This is a genomic window from Bradyrhizobium prioriisuperbiae (assembly GCF_032397745.1).
In the GTDB taxonomy this organism is placed as follows: domain Bacteria; phylum Pseudomonadota; class Alphaproteobacteria; order Rhizobiales; family Xanthobacteraceae; genus Bradyrhizobium_A; species Bradyrhizobium_A prioriisuperbiae.
In genome coordinates this window covers 1484481-1501045 of the sequence record NZ_CP135921.1, presented here as the reverse complement: position 1 = coordinate 1501045, position 16565 = coordinate 1484481, and the positions used below count along the sequence as shown (strand labels likewise).

Here is a 16565-nt window from a genome sequence, read left to right as displayed (position 1 = left end):
CTCGCGACAGCATCGCTGTTCTGCTACCACACTCAGGCCGGTGGAGGTCCGGCGCAGGGAAACGAGGTCAGCCGAACTGATCCGCTTTGTTGCGCCGCGGAGGATGGCATTCGAGGTCTAGATGCTGGGATCAATACGCAGAACGATCGCGGTTCTGCGCGAGCGGCAGATACTGCAAAAACTCGGCATTGTGATCAGCATCACGATCATCGCGACCGCATGCTACATTCTCTACCATTCGCTGCGGGATCTCGATTTCGATGACCTGATGGAAGCGATCCGCGAGACCGACCGGCGCGCGATCGCGCTGGCCGGGCTGTGTGTCGCCGCCGGCTATTTCACCCTGACGTTCTATGACCTGTTCGCGCTGCGCACCATCGGCAAGGCGAATGTGCCTTATCGGATTGCGGCGCTTGCCGGCTTCACCAGCTATTCGATCGGACACAATGTCGGCGCCAGCGTCTTCACCGGCGGCGCCGTGCGCTACCGCATCTACTCGGCCTGGGGGCTGAACGCGGTCGATGTGGCGAAGGTCTGCTTCGTGGCCGGTCTCACCTTCTGGCTGGGCAATGCCGCGGTGCTCGGCCTGGGCGTGCTTTATCACCCGGAGGCTGCCGCTGCGGTCGATCAGTTGCCGGCCTGGTTCAACCGCCTTGCTGCGGTGGTCATTCTCGCCGCGCTGGTGGGGTACGTGGCCTGGGTCTGGATCAAGCCGCGCCAGGTCGGCCGCGGCACCTGGACCGTGGTGCTGCCCGGCGGTCCGCTGACGCTGCTGCAGATCGCGATCGGAATCATCGATCTCGGCTTTTGTGCGCTGGCGATGTTCATCCTGCTGCCCGAGGAGCCCCATGTCGGCTTTATCGTGGTGGCGGTGATTTTTGTCTCGGCGACCCTGCTGGGATTTGCGTCGCACTCCCCCGGCGGGCTCGGCGTGTTCGACGCCGCCATGCTGATCGGGCTGTGGCAGTTCGACAAGGAAGAGCTCCTGGCCGGCATGCTGTTGTTCCGTGTGCTGTATTACTTGGTTCCGTTTGTGCTTTCCGTCACGCTCCTGACGCTTCGCGAGGTCATCGTGGGCGCGCGCAACAAGCGCGTGCAAGAAGCTTTGGCCGCACTTGACGAAAAGGCCAAGCAGAGGCCCTCGATCCTGCAGGACCAACGTGATGGCGGCATCTGACCAGACAGGTCGAAACCACAATACCGGATTGCCGGCGACTAGAGCCGGATCGCCCTGGCTGGCGCAGTGGGCGGACCGGCTGCGCCGGGCCGCGATCATTCTGCTTGCGGCTGGCTTCGCACTGGGCGGGCTCGTCATCTTCGGCGAGGTCTCGTTCCCGCGCGCCCTGGCCGTATTTATCTGCCTGGTGGCGGGAGCGCTGATTCCCTGGCGTCTGCGCGACGTGGAGCAGGCGAGAGGCGAAGGGGTAGGCATTGCGCCGGTCGAGACCGCGGTGGTCCGGGCCATCGTCGAGGGCATGCCGGATCCCGCCGTGCTGCTCGACCGCGCCGGACGGGTGCTGCACTTCAATTCCGCGGCCGGACAATTGGCGCCTGCGTTGCGCAAAAACGAACTGGCGCAGTTCGCGCTGCGGTCGCCGGAAATCATCACGGCGCTGCGCGAGGCGATCGCCTCGGCCGAGCCGAAGCGGACCACCTATCTCGACCACGTTCCGGTCGACCGCTGGATGGAGCTGATCGTCACGCCGATCGCGGTGCCGACCGCCTTCGGCGGCTCGGACTATTCCATGCTGATGACCTTTCACGACCAGACGCCGCTGCGCCGGGTCGAGGAAATGCGCGCCGATTTTGTCGCCAACGCCAGCCATGAACTGCGCACGCCGCTGGCCGCTCTGTCCGGCTTCATCGACACGCTGCAGGGACCGGCGCGTGATGACGCCAAGGCACGCGAGCGCTTTCTCGCCATCATGCACGCCCAGGCGACCCGTATGGCACGCCTGATCGACGACCTGCTGTCGCTGTCTCGCGTCGAACTCAGCGCCCATGTCAGGCCGGATACACTGGTGGACATCGTCGTGATCATCCGTCAGGTCGCCGACGGGCTCGAAGCGCTGGCGCATGAGCGCCAGGTGACGATCGAGATCGAACTGCCGACGGCGCCGATCATGATCGCCGGTGATCGTGAGGAACTGCTGCGGTTGTTCGAAAACCTGATCGAGAACGCCCTCAAATACGGGGCGTCGGGTGGCCGGGTGATCGTGTCGCTGGTCACGGCGGCCGGCGGCGACGGGGCGCCCGAGGTCCGGGTTCTGGTGCGCGATTTCGGTCCCGGCATCGCCCCCGAACACCTGCCGCGGCTGACCGAGCGGTTCTATCGGGTCGATGTCGGCGACAGCCGGGCGCAGGGCGGCACCGGCCTTGGTTTATCCTTGGTGAAACATATTCTTAACCGTCATCGCGGCCGTCTGTTGATCGAGAGCGTGCCCAAGAAGGGCGCCACCTTCACCGCCTGTTTTCCACAGACAAAATCTCCCGCCAGCGCTTAAATATACGTATTTTCAACGGGTTGACGATGTCACATGACCGTCATCAAACTCTCATAAAAGCTTGAACGCAGGCTTCTAAGAAGCCGCAGGGGCCCGTCGAAAGCGACCGGAGCCCCGCTCAAAGAATGGAGACAACCCGTGAATTTCATCAAAGCGATCGTCGCTGCTGGCTTGATCGCCGCATCGACGCTGCCGGTCCGTGCCTTGGACATTTCCGGCGCCGGCGCGACCTTCCCGTACCCGATCTACGCGAAGTGGGCGGACTCCTACAAGAAAGAGACCGGCAACGGCCTGAACTATCAGTCCATCGGTTCCGGTGGCGGCATCAAGCAGATCCAGGCCAAGACGGTCACCTTCGGCGCCACCGACATGCCGCTCAAGGGTGAAGAGCTCGAGAAGGGCGGTCTGATCCAGTTCCCGACCGTGATGGGCGGCGTCGTTGCCGTCGTCAACCTCGACGGCGTTGCCGGCGGCGAGCTCGTGCTCGACGGTGCGACCATTGCCAAGATCTTCCAGGGCGAAATCAAGAGCTGGGACGATGCGGCGATCAAGAAGCTGAACCCGTCGGCCAAGCTGTCGGCGCAGGCGATCGTGGTCGTGCACCGCTCCGACGGATCGGGCACCACCTTCGTGTTCACCGACTATCTGTCGAAGGTGAGCGCGGACTGGAAGAGCAAGGTCGGCGCCAACACCGCCGTCGAATGGCCCACCGGTCTCGGCGCCAAGGGCAACGAAGGCGTCGCCAACAACGTCGCGCAGACCAAGGGTTCGATCGGCTACGTCGAATACGCCTATGCCAAGCAGAACAAGCTGGGCTTCACCAAGCTCATCAACCAGGCCGGCAAGACCGTCGCTCCGACCGTTGAATCGTTCACGGCCGCTGCCGCGAACGCCAACTGGGAAGGCACTCCGGGTTTCGGCGTGATCCTGACCAACGAGCCGGGTGACGGCTCCTGGCCGATCTCGAGCGCGACCTTCATCCTGATCCACAAGCAGCCGCAGGATGCCGCTGCTGCGACCGAAGCGCTGAAGTTCTTCGCCTGGGCCTATGCCAAGGGTGGACCGGCTGCGCAGGAGCTCGACTACGTGCCGATGCCTGCCAAGGTCGTCACCGCGATCCAGAAGGTCTGGGCCGGCCAGATCAAGGACTCGGCTGGCAAGCCGCTGTTCTCGGCCTCGAACTGAGTGCCGTGCGGTGGGAAAGCACGGGCTTTCCCACCGCTCCTCTCCCCTCGAAGCGTTTTCCAGCGAAGTGGATACCGGTTCGCGTGAAGAAAACGCGTCTAAAAGTTCTAAGTGTTGCTCGTTGATGTGCGTCGAACGTGCGTCATTCGCTGCCGGGATCGGTGGCAAATCCGGGCAGGCCTTTCGAATTCACGTCTCTCGAGTTGTATGCTGAGAGAATTGCGATGACAGTCGCCAGGAGGCAGGCCGTGGTTGATATGGCGTGGGATGGCCAGAGCGTGAGTGCCCGGCAGGATGTAAAAGAGCGCGCGCGCGCCCTCGACAAACTCAGGACGAGCGATAACGTCTTCAGAGTGCTGACGCGCACTGCGGCGCTCTTTGTGCTGCTGATCCTGAGCGGCGTCATCGTCGCACTGATCTCCGGCTCGCTGCCCGCCCTCAAGGAATTTGGCCTCGACTTCATCGTGTCGCAGAGCTGGAATCCGGTGACCGAGAAGTTCGGTGCGCTGGCGCCGATCTACGGCACGCTGGTGACCTCGTTCGTGGCCATGCTGATCGCGGTTCCGTTCGGGCTGCTGATCGCCATGTTCCTGACCGAACTGTGCCCGATGTGGCTTCGTCGCCCGATCGGAATCGCAATCGAGCTGCTCGCTGGCATTCCCAGCATCATCTACGGCATCTGGGGCCTGTTCGTGCTGGCGCCCTTCCTGCAGCAGTATGTCCAGCCCGGCCTGATTTCCACCTTCGAAAACGTGCCGGGCCTGTCGTCGCTGTTCGCGGGGCCGCCCTATGGCATCGGCGTCCTGACCGCGAGCTTGATCCTGGCGATCATGGTGCTGCCGTTCATCACCTCGATCTCGCGCGACGTGTTTGATGCGGTGCCGCCGGTGCTGAAGGAGGCCGCCTACGGTCTCGGCTGCAGCACCTGGGAAGTGATGCGTTACGTGGTGCTGCCCTATACCCGGGTCGGCGTCATCGGCGGCTGCATGCTGGGGCTGGGACGTGCGCTCGGCGAAACCATGGCCGTGACCTTCGTGATCGGCAACGCCCACAAGATCGCCGCCTCGCTGATCGCCCCCGGCACCACGATCTCGGCGACCATCGCCAACGAATTTACCGAAGCGGTGGGCGACCTCTACACCTCGTCCCTGGTCGCGCTCGGCCTCATCCTGTTCGTGATCACCTTCATCGTGCTCGCCATCGCGCGCTATCTGCTGCTGCGGATCGAGCGGAGGATCGGCTGATGAATACCTCGCTTTACAACTCCCGCCGCCGCCGCAACACGATCGCGGTCGTGGCCTCGATCGGCGCCACCGGCATCGGTCTCGCGTGGCTGGCGCTTATTCTCGGCGTGTTGTTCTGGAAGGGCTTCAGCGGGTTGTCGCTGAACGTCTTTACCGAAATGACGCCGCCCCCCGGCTCCGACGGTGGTCTGCTCAACGCCATCATCGGCAGTCTGATTGTGACCGTGCTGGCGGTCGCGATCGGAACACCGATTGGCATCCTGGCCGGCACCTACATGGCTGAGTACGGTCGCCACGACAAACTCACCAGTGTCGTGCGCTTCATCAACGACATTCTGCTGAGCGCGCCGTCGATCGTGATCGGCCTGTTCATCTACGAAGTCATGGTCCGCCCGATGGGGCACTTTTCGGGCATCGCCGGCGCTATTGCGCTGGCGGTGATCGTGATCCCGGTGGTGGTGCGCACCACGGAGGACATGCTGGTGCTGGTGCCGAACACGTTGCGCGAAGCCGCGGCGTCGATCGGACTGCCGCGGTCACTGATGATCCAGAAGATCGCCTACCGCGCCGCGCGATCGGGGATCATCACAGGTATCCTGCTCGCAGTCGCCCGCGTTAGCGGCGAGACGGCGCCGCTGCTGTTCACCGCGCTCAACCACCAGTTCCTCAGCACCGTGCCGTTCAGCCTGCTCGGTCACGACTTCTCCGTCATCAACCTCAATGCACCGACGCCGAGTCTTCCGGTCGTTATCTTCCAGTTCGCGCTCAGCCCCTACGCGGACTGGCAGAAGCTGGCCTGGACCGGCGCGCTCATCATCACGCTTTCTGTGCTTGTACTCAGTATTTCGGCGCGCGCGCTTGCCGGGACAAGGAAATCGACATGAATTTGGCCACAGCGACCCCCTCGTCGGCGAGTCCTCCGTCGCTCGACACCGCTTCTCTCAAGGACAAGATCGCGATCCGCGATCTCGACTTCTTCTATGGCGAGGCCAAGGCGTTGAAGAGCGTCACCATGTCGCTTTATGCGAACAAGGTGACCGCGTTCATCGGACCGTCGGGCTGCGGCAAGTCCACCCTGCTGCGCGTCCTCAATCGGATGTATGACCTTTATCCGAACCAGCGCGCCGGCGGCCAGGTCACGTTCGACGGATCCAACATCCTGGAGCCGGGGCTGGACCTCAATTTGCTGCGGGCGCGGATCGGCATGGTCTTCCAGAAGCCGACCCCGTTCCCCATGTCTATCTACGAGAATGTCGCTTTCGGGATCCGGCTGTACGAAAAGCTGTCGAAGAGCGAACTCGACAACCGGGTCGAGCAGTCCCTGCGCCGGGCGGCGCTGTGGGACGAGGTCAAGAACAAGCTGAACGATAACGGCCTCAGCCTCTCGGGCGGCCAGCAGCAGCGGCTCTGCATCGCGCGCACCGTCGCGGTGCGGCCGGAGGTGATCCTGTTCGACGAGCCATGCTCGGCGCTTGACCCGATCTCGACCGCCAAGATCGAGGAACTGATCGACGAACTGAAGGACGATTATACGATCGTGATCGTGACCCACAACATGCAGCAGGCGGCGCGTGTCTCCGATTTCACGGCCTTCATGTATCTGGGCGAGTTGATCGAATTCGGTCCGACGACCAAGATTTTCACCACCCCGTCGGACCGCCGGACACAGGACTACATCACCGGCCGGTTCGGCTGAGGCGCGATAGGCGCGGGAGAACATGATGGCCTTCGAACATACAGCCAAAGCCTTCGACCAGGACTTGCAGGAACTGACCCGGCTGGTCGCCGAAATGGGCGGCCTCGCCGAGCGGCAGATCGTCGAGTCGGTCGATGCGTTGATCCGCCGCGATATTGCGCTGGGCCAGCGGGTCGTCGCGGCCGATGCCGAGCTCGACAAGCTGCAGCGCGGCATCGAGGAGCGTGCCGTTCTCACCATCGCCCGGCGTCAGCCGATGGCCGTGGACTTGCGCGAGATCGTCGGCGCGATGCGCGTGACCACCGATCTCGAGCGGATCGGCGACCTCGCCAAGAACATCGGCAAGCGTGTCAGCGCGCTGGACAATGATTTCCATCCGCTGAAGCTGATCCGCGGCCTCGAGCACATGGCCAACCTGGTGCAGTCGCAGATCAAGTCGGTGCTGGACGCCTACGCCGCCCACGATCTGCCGGCTGCGATGGCGGTCTGGAAGGGCGACGAAGAGGTCGACGCGATCTGCACGTCGCTGTTTCGCGAACTGCTCACCTACATGATGGAAGATCCCCGCAACATCAGCTTCTGCATCCATTTGATGTTCTGCGCGAAGAACATCGAGCGGATGGGCGATCACGCCACCAACATCGCCGAAACGGTGTTTTATATGGTCGAAGGCCAGCAGATGCAGGATCAGCGCCCGAAGGGCGATATGACTGCATTCGCCACCGCCTCCGGCAACTGAACTAAGGAAAAGACATGGGCGCCCGCATTCTGGTTGTCGAAGACGAAGAAGCGTTGACCACGCTGCTGCGTTACAATCTCGATGCCGAAGGTTACGACGTTGAGACAGTCGCCCGCGGCGACGAAGCCGATACCCGGCTGAAGGAGCGAATTCCCGATCTGATCGTGCTGGATTGGATGCTGCCGGGTCTGTCCGGCATCGAGCTCTGCCGCCGGCTGCGCACCCGTCCCGAGACCAAGCAACTGCCGATCATCATGCTGACCGCGCGCGGCGAGGAAAGCGAACGGGTGAGGGGGCTTGCGACCGGCGCCGACGACTACATTGTCAAGCCGTTCTCGGTTCCGGAGCTTCTGGCACGGGTGAAGGGCCTGCTGCGCCGCGCGAGTCCCGAGCGTCTGGCCACGGTGCTGACCTACGGCGATATCGAACTCGATCGCGACAAGCGTCGTGTCGCCCGCTCCGGCCAGCCGATCGATCTCGGTCCGACCGAGTATCGCCTGCTCGAGTTTTTCCTGGAGCATCCGGGACGTGTCTTCAGCCGCGAGCAGTTGCTCGACGGCGTCTGGGGCCGCGATATCTATATCGACGAGCGAACCGTCGACGTGCACATCGGTCGGCTGCGCAAGCTCTTGAACTTCGGCCGCGACCAGGATCCGATCCGCACCGTACGCGGCGCGGGTTATGCACTCGACGACCGCTTCGCCAAAGTCGACTGACGCAGGTCTTCGCCAGCTCAAACAAAAAACGCCTCATCGATGATGAGGCGTTTTTTTTGTTTCTCCAGGTATCCGCCGCTGCGTGCGGCGACTTGCCGAACTACTTGCCCGACGGACGGCGGTCACGGCGGCGATCGCTCGCCGGCTGATACGCGACACGCGAGTGATGCGCGCAATAGGGCAGGCCGCCCAGCGCCTTGCCGCCGCAGAAAAAGAAATCACTGCTGCCGGGATCGCCCACCGGCCAGTGGCAGGTCGCTTCCGTCAGTTCCAGCAGCGACAGCCGCTGGCTCATCGGAACCACGTTGTCGTAGGCCACCGGATCCGGCTCGGCCTCCACCTCGAACGCATGCGCAAGCGCGGTATTGCCGCGCGACATCGGCCGCGCGATCCGCATCATATGCTGGGCCGGCCGCGCCTTGCGCTGACGCGGGGCAGCCGAGGACGGACTCTTGGCGCGGCCCGACAGGCCGAGCCTGTGGACCTTTCCGATCACCGCATTCCGGGTGATATTGCCGAGTTCCGCGGCGATCTGGCTGGCCGAAAGACCCGCCTCCCAGAGTTTTTTCAACTGTTCTACGCGATCGTCGGTCCAACCCATTACCGTCATCGCACCATTCCCTTCGTGTCGCGCCTTTCGACCGCGAGGCCGTCGGCGACGTCTGTGTCTCAAAAATCCCTGCCGGCAGAATCCCTTAGCCCTCGCCGGATGCGCCTGTCGCAACCGGGCGTCTACGCTGTTACCGAGACCGTTAAGGATCAGATCTGCCGCACGAGATGTCGTATCCGACCATCCCGAAGCTACAATATGCCGTGACTCACGCGCAAGAGTCGGGCATCACAAGTCCACATGTTCTGCAATAGAAATTTGATAAACGGCTTTTTCTGCGGCTTTTCAGTACCATTGCCGTGTTGACAGCCAGGTTGACAGTATTGGACGCGCCAATAGAATAACTGCCGCGTGCTGCCCGACGAGGCGGCACGTTTTGTTTCCGGGGTAGGTCCATCGATCGTCCGATCTCGCGGTGTCCGATCCAAATCCTGAGTGTTTGGAGTCACATCGTGGTCTGTCGACAGGGCCCGCCCGAAAGTTCAATCAGGTTTGCAAGCAGAGTTGCCATGAGCACCAACACGTCGTCCCATCTCATGCCGGTGTTCGCACGGGCGGATCTCGCGTTCGAGCGCGGTGAGGGCGTCTGGCTCCACGGCACCGACGGCGAGCGCTACCTCGACTTCACCAGTGGCGTTGCGGTCAACGCGCTGGGACATGCGCACCCGCATCTTGTCGCCGCCCTGCAGGAGCAGGCGACAAAGCTGTGGCACATGTCGAACCTGTTCAAGAGCCCGGACGGCGAGAAGGTTGCCGCGCGCCTCTGCGAGGCGAGTTTTGCCGACGTCGTCTTCTTCGCCAATTCCGGCGCGGAGGCGATGGAAGCGGTCATCAAGGTCACCCGCAAATATCAGGCGGCGAAGGGCAAGCCGGAGCGTTACCGGATCATCACGTTCGAAGGCGCGTTCCATGGCCGGACGCTGGCGACACTGGCCGCCGGCGGCCAGGAAAAATATCTCGAAGGGTTCGGTCCCCGCGTCGAAGGGTTCGACCAGGTTCCCCATGGCGACATCGAGGCGGCGAAGAAGGCGATCGGCCCGAACACCGCCGGCATCCTGATCGAGGCCGTGCAGGGCGAGGGCGGCGTGCGCTCGGCGCCGCAATCGTTCTTCAAGGCCCTGCGGCAGCTTTGTGACGAGCACGATCTGCTGCTCGCGTTCGACGAGGTGCAGACCGGCATGGGTCGCACCGGCGAACTGTTTGCCTATCAATGGACCGGCGTGACACCGGACGTGATGGGGCTGGCCAAGGCGCTGGGCGGTGGCTTTCCGATCGGTGCCTGTCTCGCGACTGCCAAGGCTGCCGCCGGCATGACCGCGGGCACCCACGGCTCGACCTTCGGCGGCAATCCGCTGGCGATTGCCGCGGCGGGCGCGGTGCTCGACGTGATGCAGGCGCCGGGCTTCTTCGACCACGTCAAGCGCATGTCGCTGCTGTTGAAGCAAAAGCTCGCCTCGGTGGTGGACCGCTATCCGAGCGTTCTGAGTGAAGTTCGCGGCGAAGGACTGCTGATCGGCGTCAAGGCCGTGATCCCGAGCGGCGATCTGGTGGCCGCCTTGCGTGGTGAAAAGCTTCTGACTGTGGGCGCAGGCGACAATGTCGTGCGCTTCCTGCCGCCGCTGATCGCGACCGAGGCCGAGATCGCCGAAGGCGTGACCCGGCTGGAGCGCGCCTGCGCCGCGCTGTCGGAGCGGAAAGCCGTTTCATGAGCAAGGCCACGCCCCGCCATTTTCTCGATCTGAACGACGTGCCCACCACGGAGTTGCGCACCATGCTCGACGCCGGTGCCGCGTTGAAGGCACAGCTGAAGAGCGCCAAGGCCAAGAACGAACTGTGGGATCAGCCGCTCAAGGGCAAGACCCTGGCAATGATCTTCGAGAAGCCGTCGACGCGCACCCGCGTGTCCTTCGATGTCGCCATGCGCCAGCTCGGCGGCGAGCCGATCATGCTGACCGGCGCGGAGATGCAGCTTGGGCGCGGCGAAACCATCGCCGATACCGCGCGGGTGCTGTCCCGCTTTGTCGATGCCATCATGATCCGGATTCTCAATCATGATGCGCTGTTGGAACTCGCTGAACATGCCACCGTGCCGGTGATCAACGGGCTGACCCGGCGCTCGCACCCGTGCCAGGTGATGGCCGATCTGATGACTTTCGAGGAGCATCGCGGGCCGATCACGGGCCGCACCGTGGCCTGGACCGGCGACGACAACAACGTGCTGGCCTCCTGGGCGCACGCGGCGGAACGCTTCAAGTTCAACCTGCACATTGCGACGCCGCCGGAGCTGTCGCCGAAGAAGGCCTTCAAGGACTGGATCAAGGCGACTAACGCGCCGATCGTGCTCGACACCAGCGCCGAGGACATGGTGCGCGGCGCGGATTGCGTCGTGACCGACACCTGGGTGTCGATGGGCGACAAGGACGGCGAGCACCGCCACAATCTGCTGAAGCCCTATCAGGTCAACGCCAAGCTGATGTCGTTGGCAAAGCCGGACGCGCTGTTCATGCATTGCCTTCCGGCCCACCGCGGCGACGAGGTCACCGACGAGGTGATCGATGGTCCGCAGTCCGTGGTGTTCGACGAGGCGGAGAACCGTCTGCACGCGCAAAAGGGCATTCTGGCCTGGTGCTTTGACGCCGTCTCCTGACGCCCTCCCGATGCCGGTCGACCGGGAACGGAGCGTTTTCGGCTGATGTGATAAGGTTGGCGTGGGGCCGATGCGGCCTTATATAGGCTCGAACCGGGGGCCCGTCGAAACGACGTTGGCTGAGATTGTTCCGGTTGAGATGGCTCCAACCCCACTTCAACGCCGACATGTCGTCGGCCGATCAACACGGCAAATCGGACTATGACAGATCAAGGCAACGTTCGTGCCCCGTCGGCGACACCTGTCGACGATGCGGTGCTTCCCTTTGAAGTGGCGTCCCTCGACCTGCGGGGGCGGTTGACCAGGCTTGGTCCGGCGCTCGACGACATCATCACCAAGCATGACTATCCGGCGCCGGTCGGCAAGCTGCTCGGTGAGGCGATCGTGCTGGCCACGCTGCTGGGGTCGTCGCTGAAGTTCGACGGCCGGTTCCTGCTACAGACCCAGACCGACGGCCCGGTCTCGATGATCATCGTGGATTTCGTGCTGCCGGACCGGCTGCGCGCCTATGCTCGCTTCGACAAGGATCGCCTCACGGCGGGGCTCGACAGCGGTGCGCTGCTCGGCCGCGGCCATCTGGCGATGACCATCGATCAGGGCTCCGACATGAAGCGTTACCAGGGCCTGGTCGCGCTCGAGGGCGGTACGTTCGAAGACGCCGCCCACGAATATTTCCTGCGCTCGGAGCAGATTCCAACCCGGGTCAAGATCGCGGTCGGCGAGGAATTCCGCACCGGCGACGGGCCGCGGCATCGCTGGCGCGGCGGCGGCATGCTGCTGCAGTTCCTGCCCCAGGCGCCGGAGCGGATGCGGCAGGCCGATCTCGATCCCGGCGACGCGCCGGAAGGCAGCGAAGCCCACGAGCTTCCCGAAGATGATGCCTGGGTTGAAGGGCAGTCGCTGATCAGCACCATCGAGGATGTTGAACTGATCGACCCGGATCTGTCGGGTGAGCGGCTGGCCTACCGGCTGTTTCACGAGCGCGGCGTGCGGGTTTTTCCGCTGCTGCCGGTCCATGCGCAATGTTCGTGTTCGCGCGATGCGGTGGCGGGGATGCTCAAGAGTTTCTCGTCCGAGGATCGCGCCGGCATGGTGGAGAACGGCAAGGTCGTGGTGACCTGCGAGTTCTGCAGTTCGGTGTACGATTTTTCACCGGAGGAAGCCGGAGTCGGTGCCGACGAATCCGAGGATGCGCAGACGTCGCAGCCCTAATTTTGTAGCCCGGGTGAGCGAAGCGACACCCGGGACTGCGTGCATCGTCCTACCCGGATATCGCTTCGCTCATCCTGGCTACAAATAGCGGCAAGCCGTCTGTATCAATTGATCGTTCGGTTGGTATCCGGGTGGTCCAGCGAGAACAGCGGAATATCGATCTCGAACCGGTCGCCGGCTTCGCTCACCATCTGGTAGCGGCCGGTCATGAATCCGGACGGCGTCGGCAGCGGGACGCCGCTGGTGTATTCAAAACGTTCACCCGGTCCGAGCACGGGCTGCTCGCCGACCACGCCTTCGCCGCGAACCTCCTGCTGGCGACCCGATCCGTCAGTGATGATCCAATGCCGGGTCTTCAACTGCACCGTCTCGGGACCGGCATTGACGATGACGATGGTGTACGACCAGAAGTACTGGCCCTTCTCCGCGGACGATCGCTCCGGCATGAAATTCGGCTGCACGGTGACGACGATCTGGCGGGTGACGGCGCGGTACATAGCTGCGTATATCCAATGATCAAAACCGGACCTTAAAGCGTTTTCCAGCGAAGTGGATACCGGTTGGCGTGAAGAAAATCTCTCGAAACGACAATCCAGAGTTTTCGTTCCGATGCGAACGGAACGAGTCTTCGCGAAAAGTGCTCCTTTTTTGCCGCACTGTCAGCCTACCATTTGCCGGAATTTGACCGTTTGCACGCCCCGATTCCGCCTCTAGACTCTCCGGATGAGGTCGCGGACTCTCCAACCGTCTGTGGTGGGGCGTGCGGATCGGCCAAAAAGTTCAAGCTGGGATGGAAAAGTAAAATCGCACGCATGACCTCTGTCGCTGCTCAGGTCGCCGTTTCAGGCGAGGACATTTCCAAGCCGGCCGATCCGGCGCCGGAGCCGGCTGCGGTATCGGCGCTGCCGGCCATCACGATGCCTGCGACGGGCGAACGGGAGCTGCGACTCGATCTGTTTCGCGGCATCGCACTGTGGTTGATTTTCATCGACCACCTGCCGCCGGACATCCTGACCTGGTTCACCATCCGCAACTACGGCTTCAGCGACGCCACCGAGATCTTCATCTTCATCTCCGGCTATACGGCGGCGTTCGTCTATGGCCGCGCCATGCAGGATCGCGGCTTCGTGGTCGCGAGCGCGCGCATTCTCAAGCGGGTCTGGCAGATTTATGTCGCGCATGTCTTCCTGTTCACCATCTACCTCGCCGAGATTTCCTATGTCGCCTCGAGCTTCGAGAACCCGCTGTACGCGGAAGAAATGGGCATTCTCGATTTTCTGAAGCAGCCGGACGTCACCATCATCCAGGCGCTGCTGCTCAAGTTCCGTCCGGTCAACATGGACGTGCTGCCGCTCTACATCGTGCTGATGTTGTTCCTGCCGCCGATCCTGTGGCTGATGCTGCGGAAGGCCGATCTGGCGCTGGGGTTGTCGGTCGCGCTCTATGCCCTCACCTGGGAGTATGATCTGGCACTGCCGGCCTATCCCCATGGAGTCTGGTTCTTCAATCCATTCGCCTGGCAGCTGTTATTTGTGTTCGGCGCCTGGTGCGCGCTTGGCGGGGCGCAGCGGATGTCGCGGATCTTGTCGTCGCGGATCACCCTTGGAATCTCGATTGCGTACCTTATCTTTGCCTTCTGTGTGACGCTGACCTGGTACGTCCCGCAGCTCAACCCGCTGATGCCGCGGCTGCTCGAGCAGTGGATGTACCCGATCAACAAGACCGATCTGGATGTGCTGCGGTTTGCGCATTTCCTGGCGCTGGCGGCGATCACGGTCCGGTTTCTGCATAAGGACTGGCCGGGACTAAAGTCTATATGGCTGCGTCCACTTGTGCTTTGCGGTCAGCATTCGCTTGAGATTTTCTGTCTCGGCGTGTTTCTGGCGTTTGCCGGCCATTTCGTGCTGGCCGAGGTTGCAGGTGGTGCATGGATGCACTTCACCATCAGCGTGACCGGAGTTGTCGTGATGTCCACCGCGGCGTGGCTGTTTTCGTGGTACAAGCGGGTCGCCGACAAGAGCGGTGCGCGCGCGAAGGCCTCGGGTGCAAACGCCGATATGGCAGGAGGGGAGTTGTGACAATCAGCTCCAGCATCAAGGTTATGATGCTGCTCGCGGGCCTTGTGGCCGGCGGGTCGGCGCGCGCCGAAGATGCCAAAGCGCCGGTCTCGGCGCCGGCAATGCAGGATCCCTCGCTACCGCAGGAGTTGAAGGCTCAGCCTTCACAACCGGAAACCAAGGTTCCACCCGCGGCGTCTCAGGAGGCCCAGGCCGGGGGCCCTAACGACTGCGAGGTGCCAGCCTACCTGCTCGCCAGCGAGAACCCGCTGACCAAAGTCGCTGACGCCATCAAGACCCGGCAGCGGCTCGACATCCTGGTGGTCGGAAGCGGCTCGTCGGTGCTGGCCGGGCCGGACGGATTGAGCACGTCCTATCCCGCACGGCTCGAGAAGGCGCTCCGCGAGAAGCTGACCGGCGTGACGGTCAACGTCTCGACCGACATCCAGGTCAAGAAGACCGCGGCGGAGGCGGCCGAGGGGCTCGAAAAGCTTGCAAAAGACCGCAAGCCGACCCTGGTTATCTGGCAGACCGGAACCGTCGATGCCGTCAAATCGGTCGATCCGGATGATTTTCGCGCTGCAATAGACGATGGCGTGACAGCCCTGCAGGGCGCCGGATCCGATGTTTTGCTGATGAATTTGCAGTACAGTCCCCGTATGGAGACGATGATTACCGTCGCGCCGTATCTCGACAACATGCGGGTGGGCGCGCAGGAACATAATGTGCCGTTGTTCGACCGGTTCGCCATCATGCGACACTGGAACGAGAGCGGTCTGTTCGACCTGTTCAACACGCACCATGGTTTTGGATTGGCGAAGCGTGTCCATGAGTGCCTGGGTCAGACGCTGGCGGCGTTTGTGATCGAGGCGGCTCATGTCAACACAGCCGAGCTCAGGATTCAGCGCTGATGAGATTTAAGCCTGCCGGCCCCACTGCCTGGGCCATCGATATTTTCGCTGCTATTGCCGTTCTGCTGCTCTCGACGTTCGGAACGTCCGAGATGTCGCGGGCCCAGGCGACCGGAGATGTCGCCTCCGTCAAGCCTGATGCCGCAGCGCCCGCGACCAAAAGCGCGACCGGCAAGGCCATCGACGCGGTGAAGTCGGTGGCGAAAAGCGCCAGCGATATTTTCAGCCGCGTGCCGTGCTCGACCCCGAAGGACATGAAATTCGAAGCCTCGCTGCCGCACGTGGCGCGCAAGATCGCAGCGGGCGAGCATGTCTCCATCATCGCGTTCGGCTCGTCGTCGACGGCGAGCTTCGGCGCAAGCTCACCGGCGTTCCAGTATCCCAATCGCCTGGCCGATCAGTTGCGGCGGCGTTATCCCAATGCCGACATCAGCGTGATGAACCAGGGCATCGGCGGCGAGGACACGCCGGAAATGATGAAGCGGCTGAAGACCAGCGTGATTGATCAGAAGCCGGATCTGGTGATCTGGCAGCTCGGCACCAACACCGTCATCAGGGGCGGTGATATCGACGAAACCATGGGCATGCTCGAGGACGGCATCAAGCGGCTGAAGGCCATCGACGCCGATATCGTGCTGGTCGATCCGCAATATGTCCCGGCCACCACAGCGGCACGGGAGAAGGATTCCGACAAGATGGTCGGCGTGATCGGCCGCGCCGCCCGTGTCATGAAGGTCGGCGTGTTCCCGCGCTTCGCGGTGATGAAAGAGTGGCACAACGATCGGAAAATCCCGTTTGATGATTTCGTCATCAAGGACGGCCTGCACATGAACGACTGGGGCTATGCCTGCTTCGCCCAGTTGCTCGGGGATTCCATCATCAAGTCGGTCGATCGGGTGCAGGCTGGCGTCGAAGTGCCGTCGCATGTGCTGACGTTCCGGCCGATGTAGGCCGCTACCGCGCGCTGCAGCGCGTAGGGCGGATTAGCGCAGCGTAATCCGCCATTCACAATTGCTGCGTTGCTCGTGGAGCGGCGGGTTACGC

General features: G+C 62.8%; 16 protein-coding genes. 14 read left to right on the top strand and 2 right to left on the bottom strand.

The features are described from left to right. Positions 1–121 precede the first annotated feature (121 nt). The 8 genes from RS897_RS07020 to phoB all read left to right on the top strand — a co-directional run bounded on the left by RS897_RS07020 (position 122) and on the right by phoB (position 8084). Positions 122–1177, top strand: a complete 1056-nt coding sequence (locus RS897_RS07020; protein WP_315835861.1) for a lysylphosphatidylglycerol synthase domain-containing protein — start codon at positions 122–124, stop codon at positions 1175–1177. Beyond that, on the top strand, positions 1164–2504 hold the full coding sequence (locus RS897_RS07015) for an ATP-binding protein (RefSeq protein ID WP_315835860.1): 1341 nt from the start codon (positions 1164–1166) through the stop codon (positions 2502–2504). The genes RS897_RS07020 and RS897_RS07015 overlap by 14 nt, the downstream gene beginning before the upstream one ends. Positions 2505–2642: 138 nt before the next feature. After that, positions 2643–3689 carry a phosphate ABC transporter substrate-binding protein PstS gene (gene pstS, locus RS897_RS07010; protein ID WP_315835859.1) on the top strand — a complete coding sequence of 349 codons (1047 nt, stop codon included), beginning with the start codon at positions 2643–2645 and terminating at the stop codon, positions 3687–3689. Positions 3690–3937: 248 nt separating this feature from the next. Continuing rightward, positions 3938–4933: a phosphate ABC transporter permease subunit PstC gene (pstC, locus tag RS897_RS07005; protein ID WP_407654536.1), complete on the top strand. Its 996-nt coding sequence runs from the start codon at positions 3938–3940 to the stop codon at positions 4931–4933. Then, positions 4933–5817, top strand: a complete 885-nt coding sequence (gene pstA, locus RS897_RS07000; RefSeq protein ID WP_315835858.1) for a phosphate ABC transporter permease PstA — start codon at positions 4933–4935, stop codon at positions 5815–5817. The genes pstC and pstA overlap by 1 nt, the downstream gene beginning before the upstream one ends. Next, positions 5814–6629: a phosphate ABC transporter ATP-binding protein PstB gene (pstB, locus tag RS897_RS06995; RefSeq protein WP_315835857.1), complete on the top strand. Its 816-nt coding sequence runs from the start codon at positions 5814–5816 to the stop codon at positions 6627–6629. Before pstA ends, pstB begins: the two co-directional genes overlap by 4 nt. A gap of 25 nt (positions 6630–6654) precedes the next feature. Continuing rightward, a complete protein-coding gene (gene phoU / locus RS897_RS06990) occupies positions 6655–7368 on the top strand; it encodes a phosphate signaling complex protein PhoU (protein WP_315835856.1) in 714 nt (237 codons plus the stop codon). 14 nt (positions 7369–7382) lie between these two features. After that, positions 7383–8084, top strand: a complete 702-nt coding sequence (phoB, locus tag RS897_RS06985; protein ID WP_315835855.1) for a phosphate regulon transcriptional regulator PhoB — start codon at positions 7383–7385, stop codon at positions 8082–8084. 100 nt (positions 8085–8184) lie between these two features. On the opposite strand, the gene RS897_RS06980 is transcribed toward phoB, so the two are convergent. After that, positions 8185–8694, bottom strand: coding sequence for a GcrA family cell cycle regulator (locus RS897_RS06980; RefSeq protein ID WP_315835854.1), 510 nt, complete (start codon positions 8692–8694; stop codon positions 8185–8187). A gap of 509 nt (positions 8695–9203) precedes the next feature. On the opposite strand from RS897_RS06980, the gene RS897_RS06975 reads away from it, so the two are divergent. From RS897_RS06975 to RS897_RS06965, 3 genes are all read left to right on the top strand, one after another. Beyond that, positions 9204–10403, top strand: coding sequence for an aspartate aminotransferase family protein (locus RS897_RS06975; RefSeq protein ID WP_315835853.1), 1200 nt, complete (start codon positions 9204–9206; stop codon positions 10401–10403). Further along, positions 10400–11341 (top strand): ornithine carbamoyltransferase, encoded by a 942-nt coding sequence (gene argF, locus RS897_RS06970; protein WP_315835852.1) that lies wholly within the window; start codon positions 10400–10402, stop codon positions 11339–11341. Before RS897_RS06975 ends, argF begins: the two co-directional genes overlap by 4 nt. 201 nt (positions 11342–11542) lie before the next feature. Then, positions 11543–12553, top strand: coding sequence for an Hsp33 family molecular chaperone (locus tag RS897_RS06965; protein WP_315835851.1), 1011 nt, complete (start codon positions 11543–11545; stop codon positions 12551–12553). 104 nt (positions 12554–12657) lie between these two features. Here the strand turns inward: RS897_RS06965 and apaG are convergent, their stop codons facing one another. Beyond that, positions 12658–13050 carry a Co2+/Mg2+ efflux protein ApaG gene (gene apaG / locus RS897_RS06960; protein ID WP_315835850.1) on the bottom strand — a complete coding sequence of 131 codons (393 nt, stop codon included), beginning with the start codon at positions 13048–13050 and terminating at the stop codon, positions 12658–12660. Between the two features lie 315 nt (positions 13051–13365). On the opposite strand from apaG, the gene RS897_RS06955 reads away from it, so the two are divergent. The 3 genes from RS897_RS06955 to RS897_RS06945 are packed head-to-tail and all read left to right on the top strand — an operon-like array spanning position 13366 to position 16471. Next, on the top strand, positions 13366–14631 hold the full coding sequence (locus tag RS897_RS06955) for an OpgC domain-containing protein (protein WP_315835849.1): 1266 nt from the start codon (positions 13366–13368) through the stop codon (positions 14629–14631). Next, positions 14628–15521, top strand: coding sequence for an SGNH/GDSL hydrolase family protein (locus RS897_RS06950; protein WP_315835848.1), 894 nt, complete (start codon positions 14628–14630; stop codon positions 15519–15521). The genes RS897_RS06955 and RS897_RS06950 overlap by 4 nt, the downstream gene beginning before the upstream one ends. Beyond that, positions 15521–16471: an SGNH/GDSL hydrolase family protein gene (locus tag RS897_RS06945; RefSeq protein WP_315835847.1), complete on the top strand. Its 951-nt coding sequence runs from the start codon at positions 15521–15523 to the stop codon at positions 16469–16471. The genes RS897_RS06950 and RS897_RS06945 overlap by 1 nt, the downstream gene beginning before the upstream one ends. Positions 16472–16565: the final 94 nt, after the last annotated feature.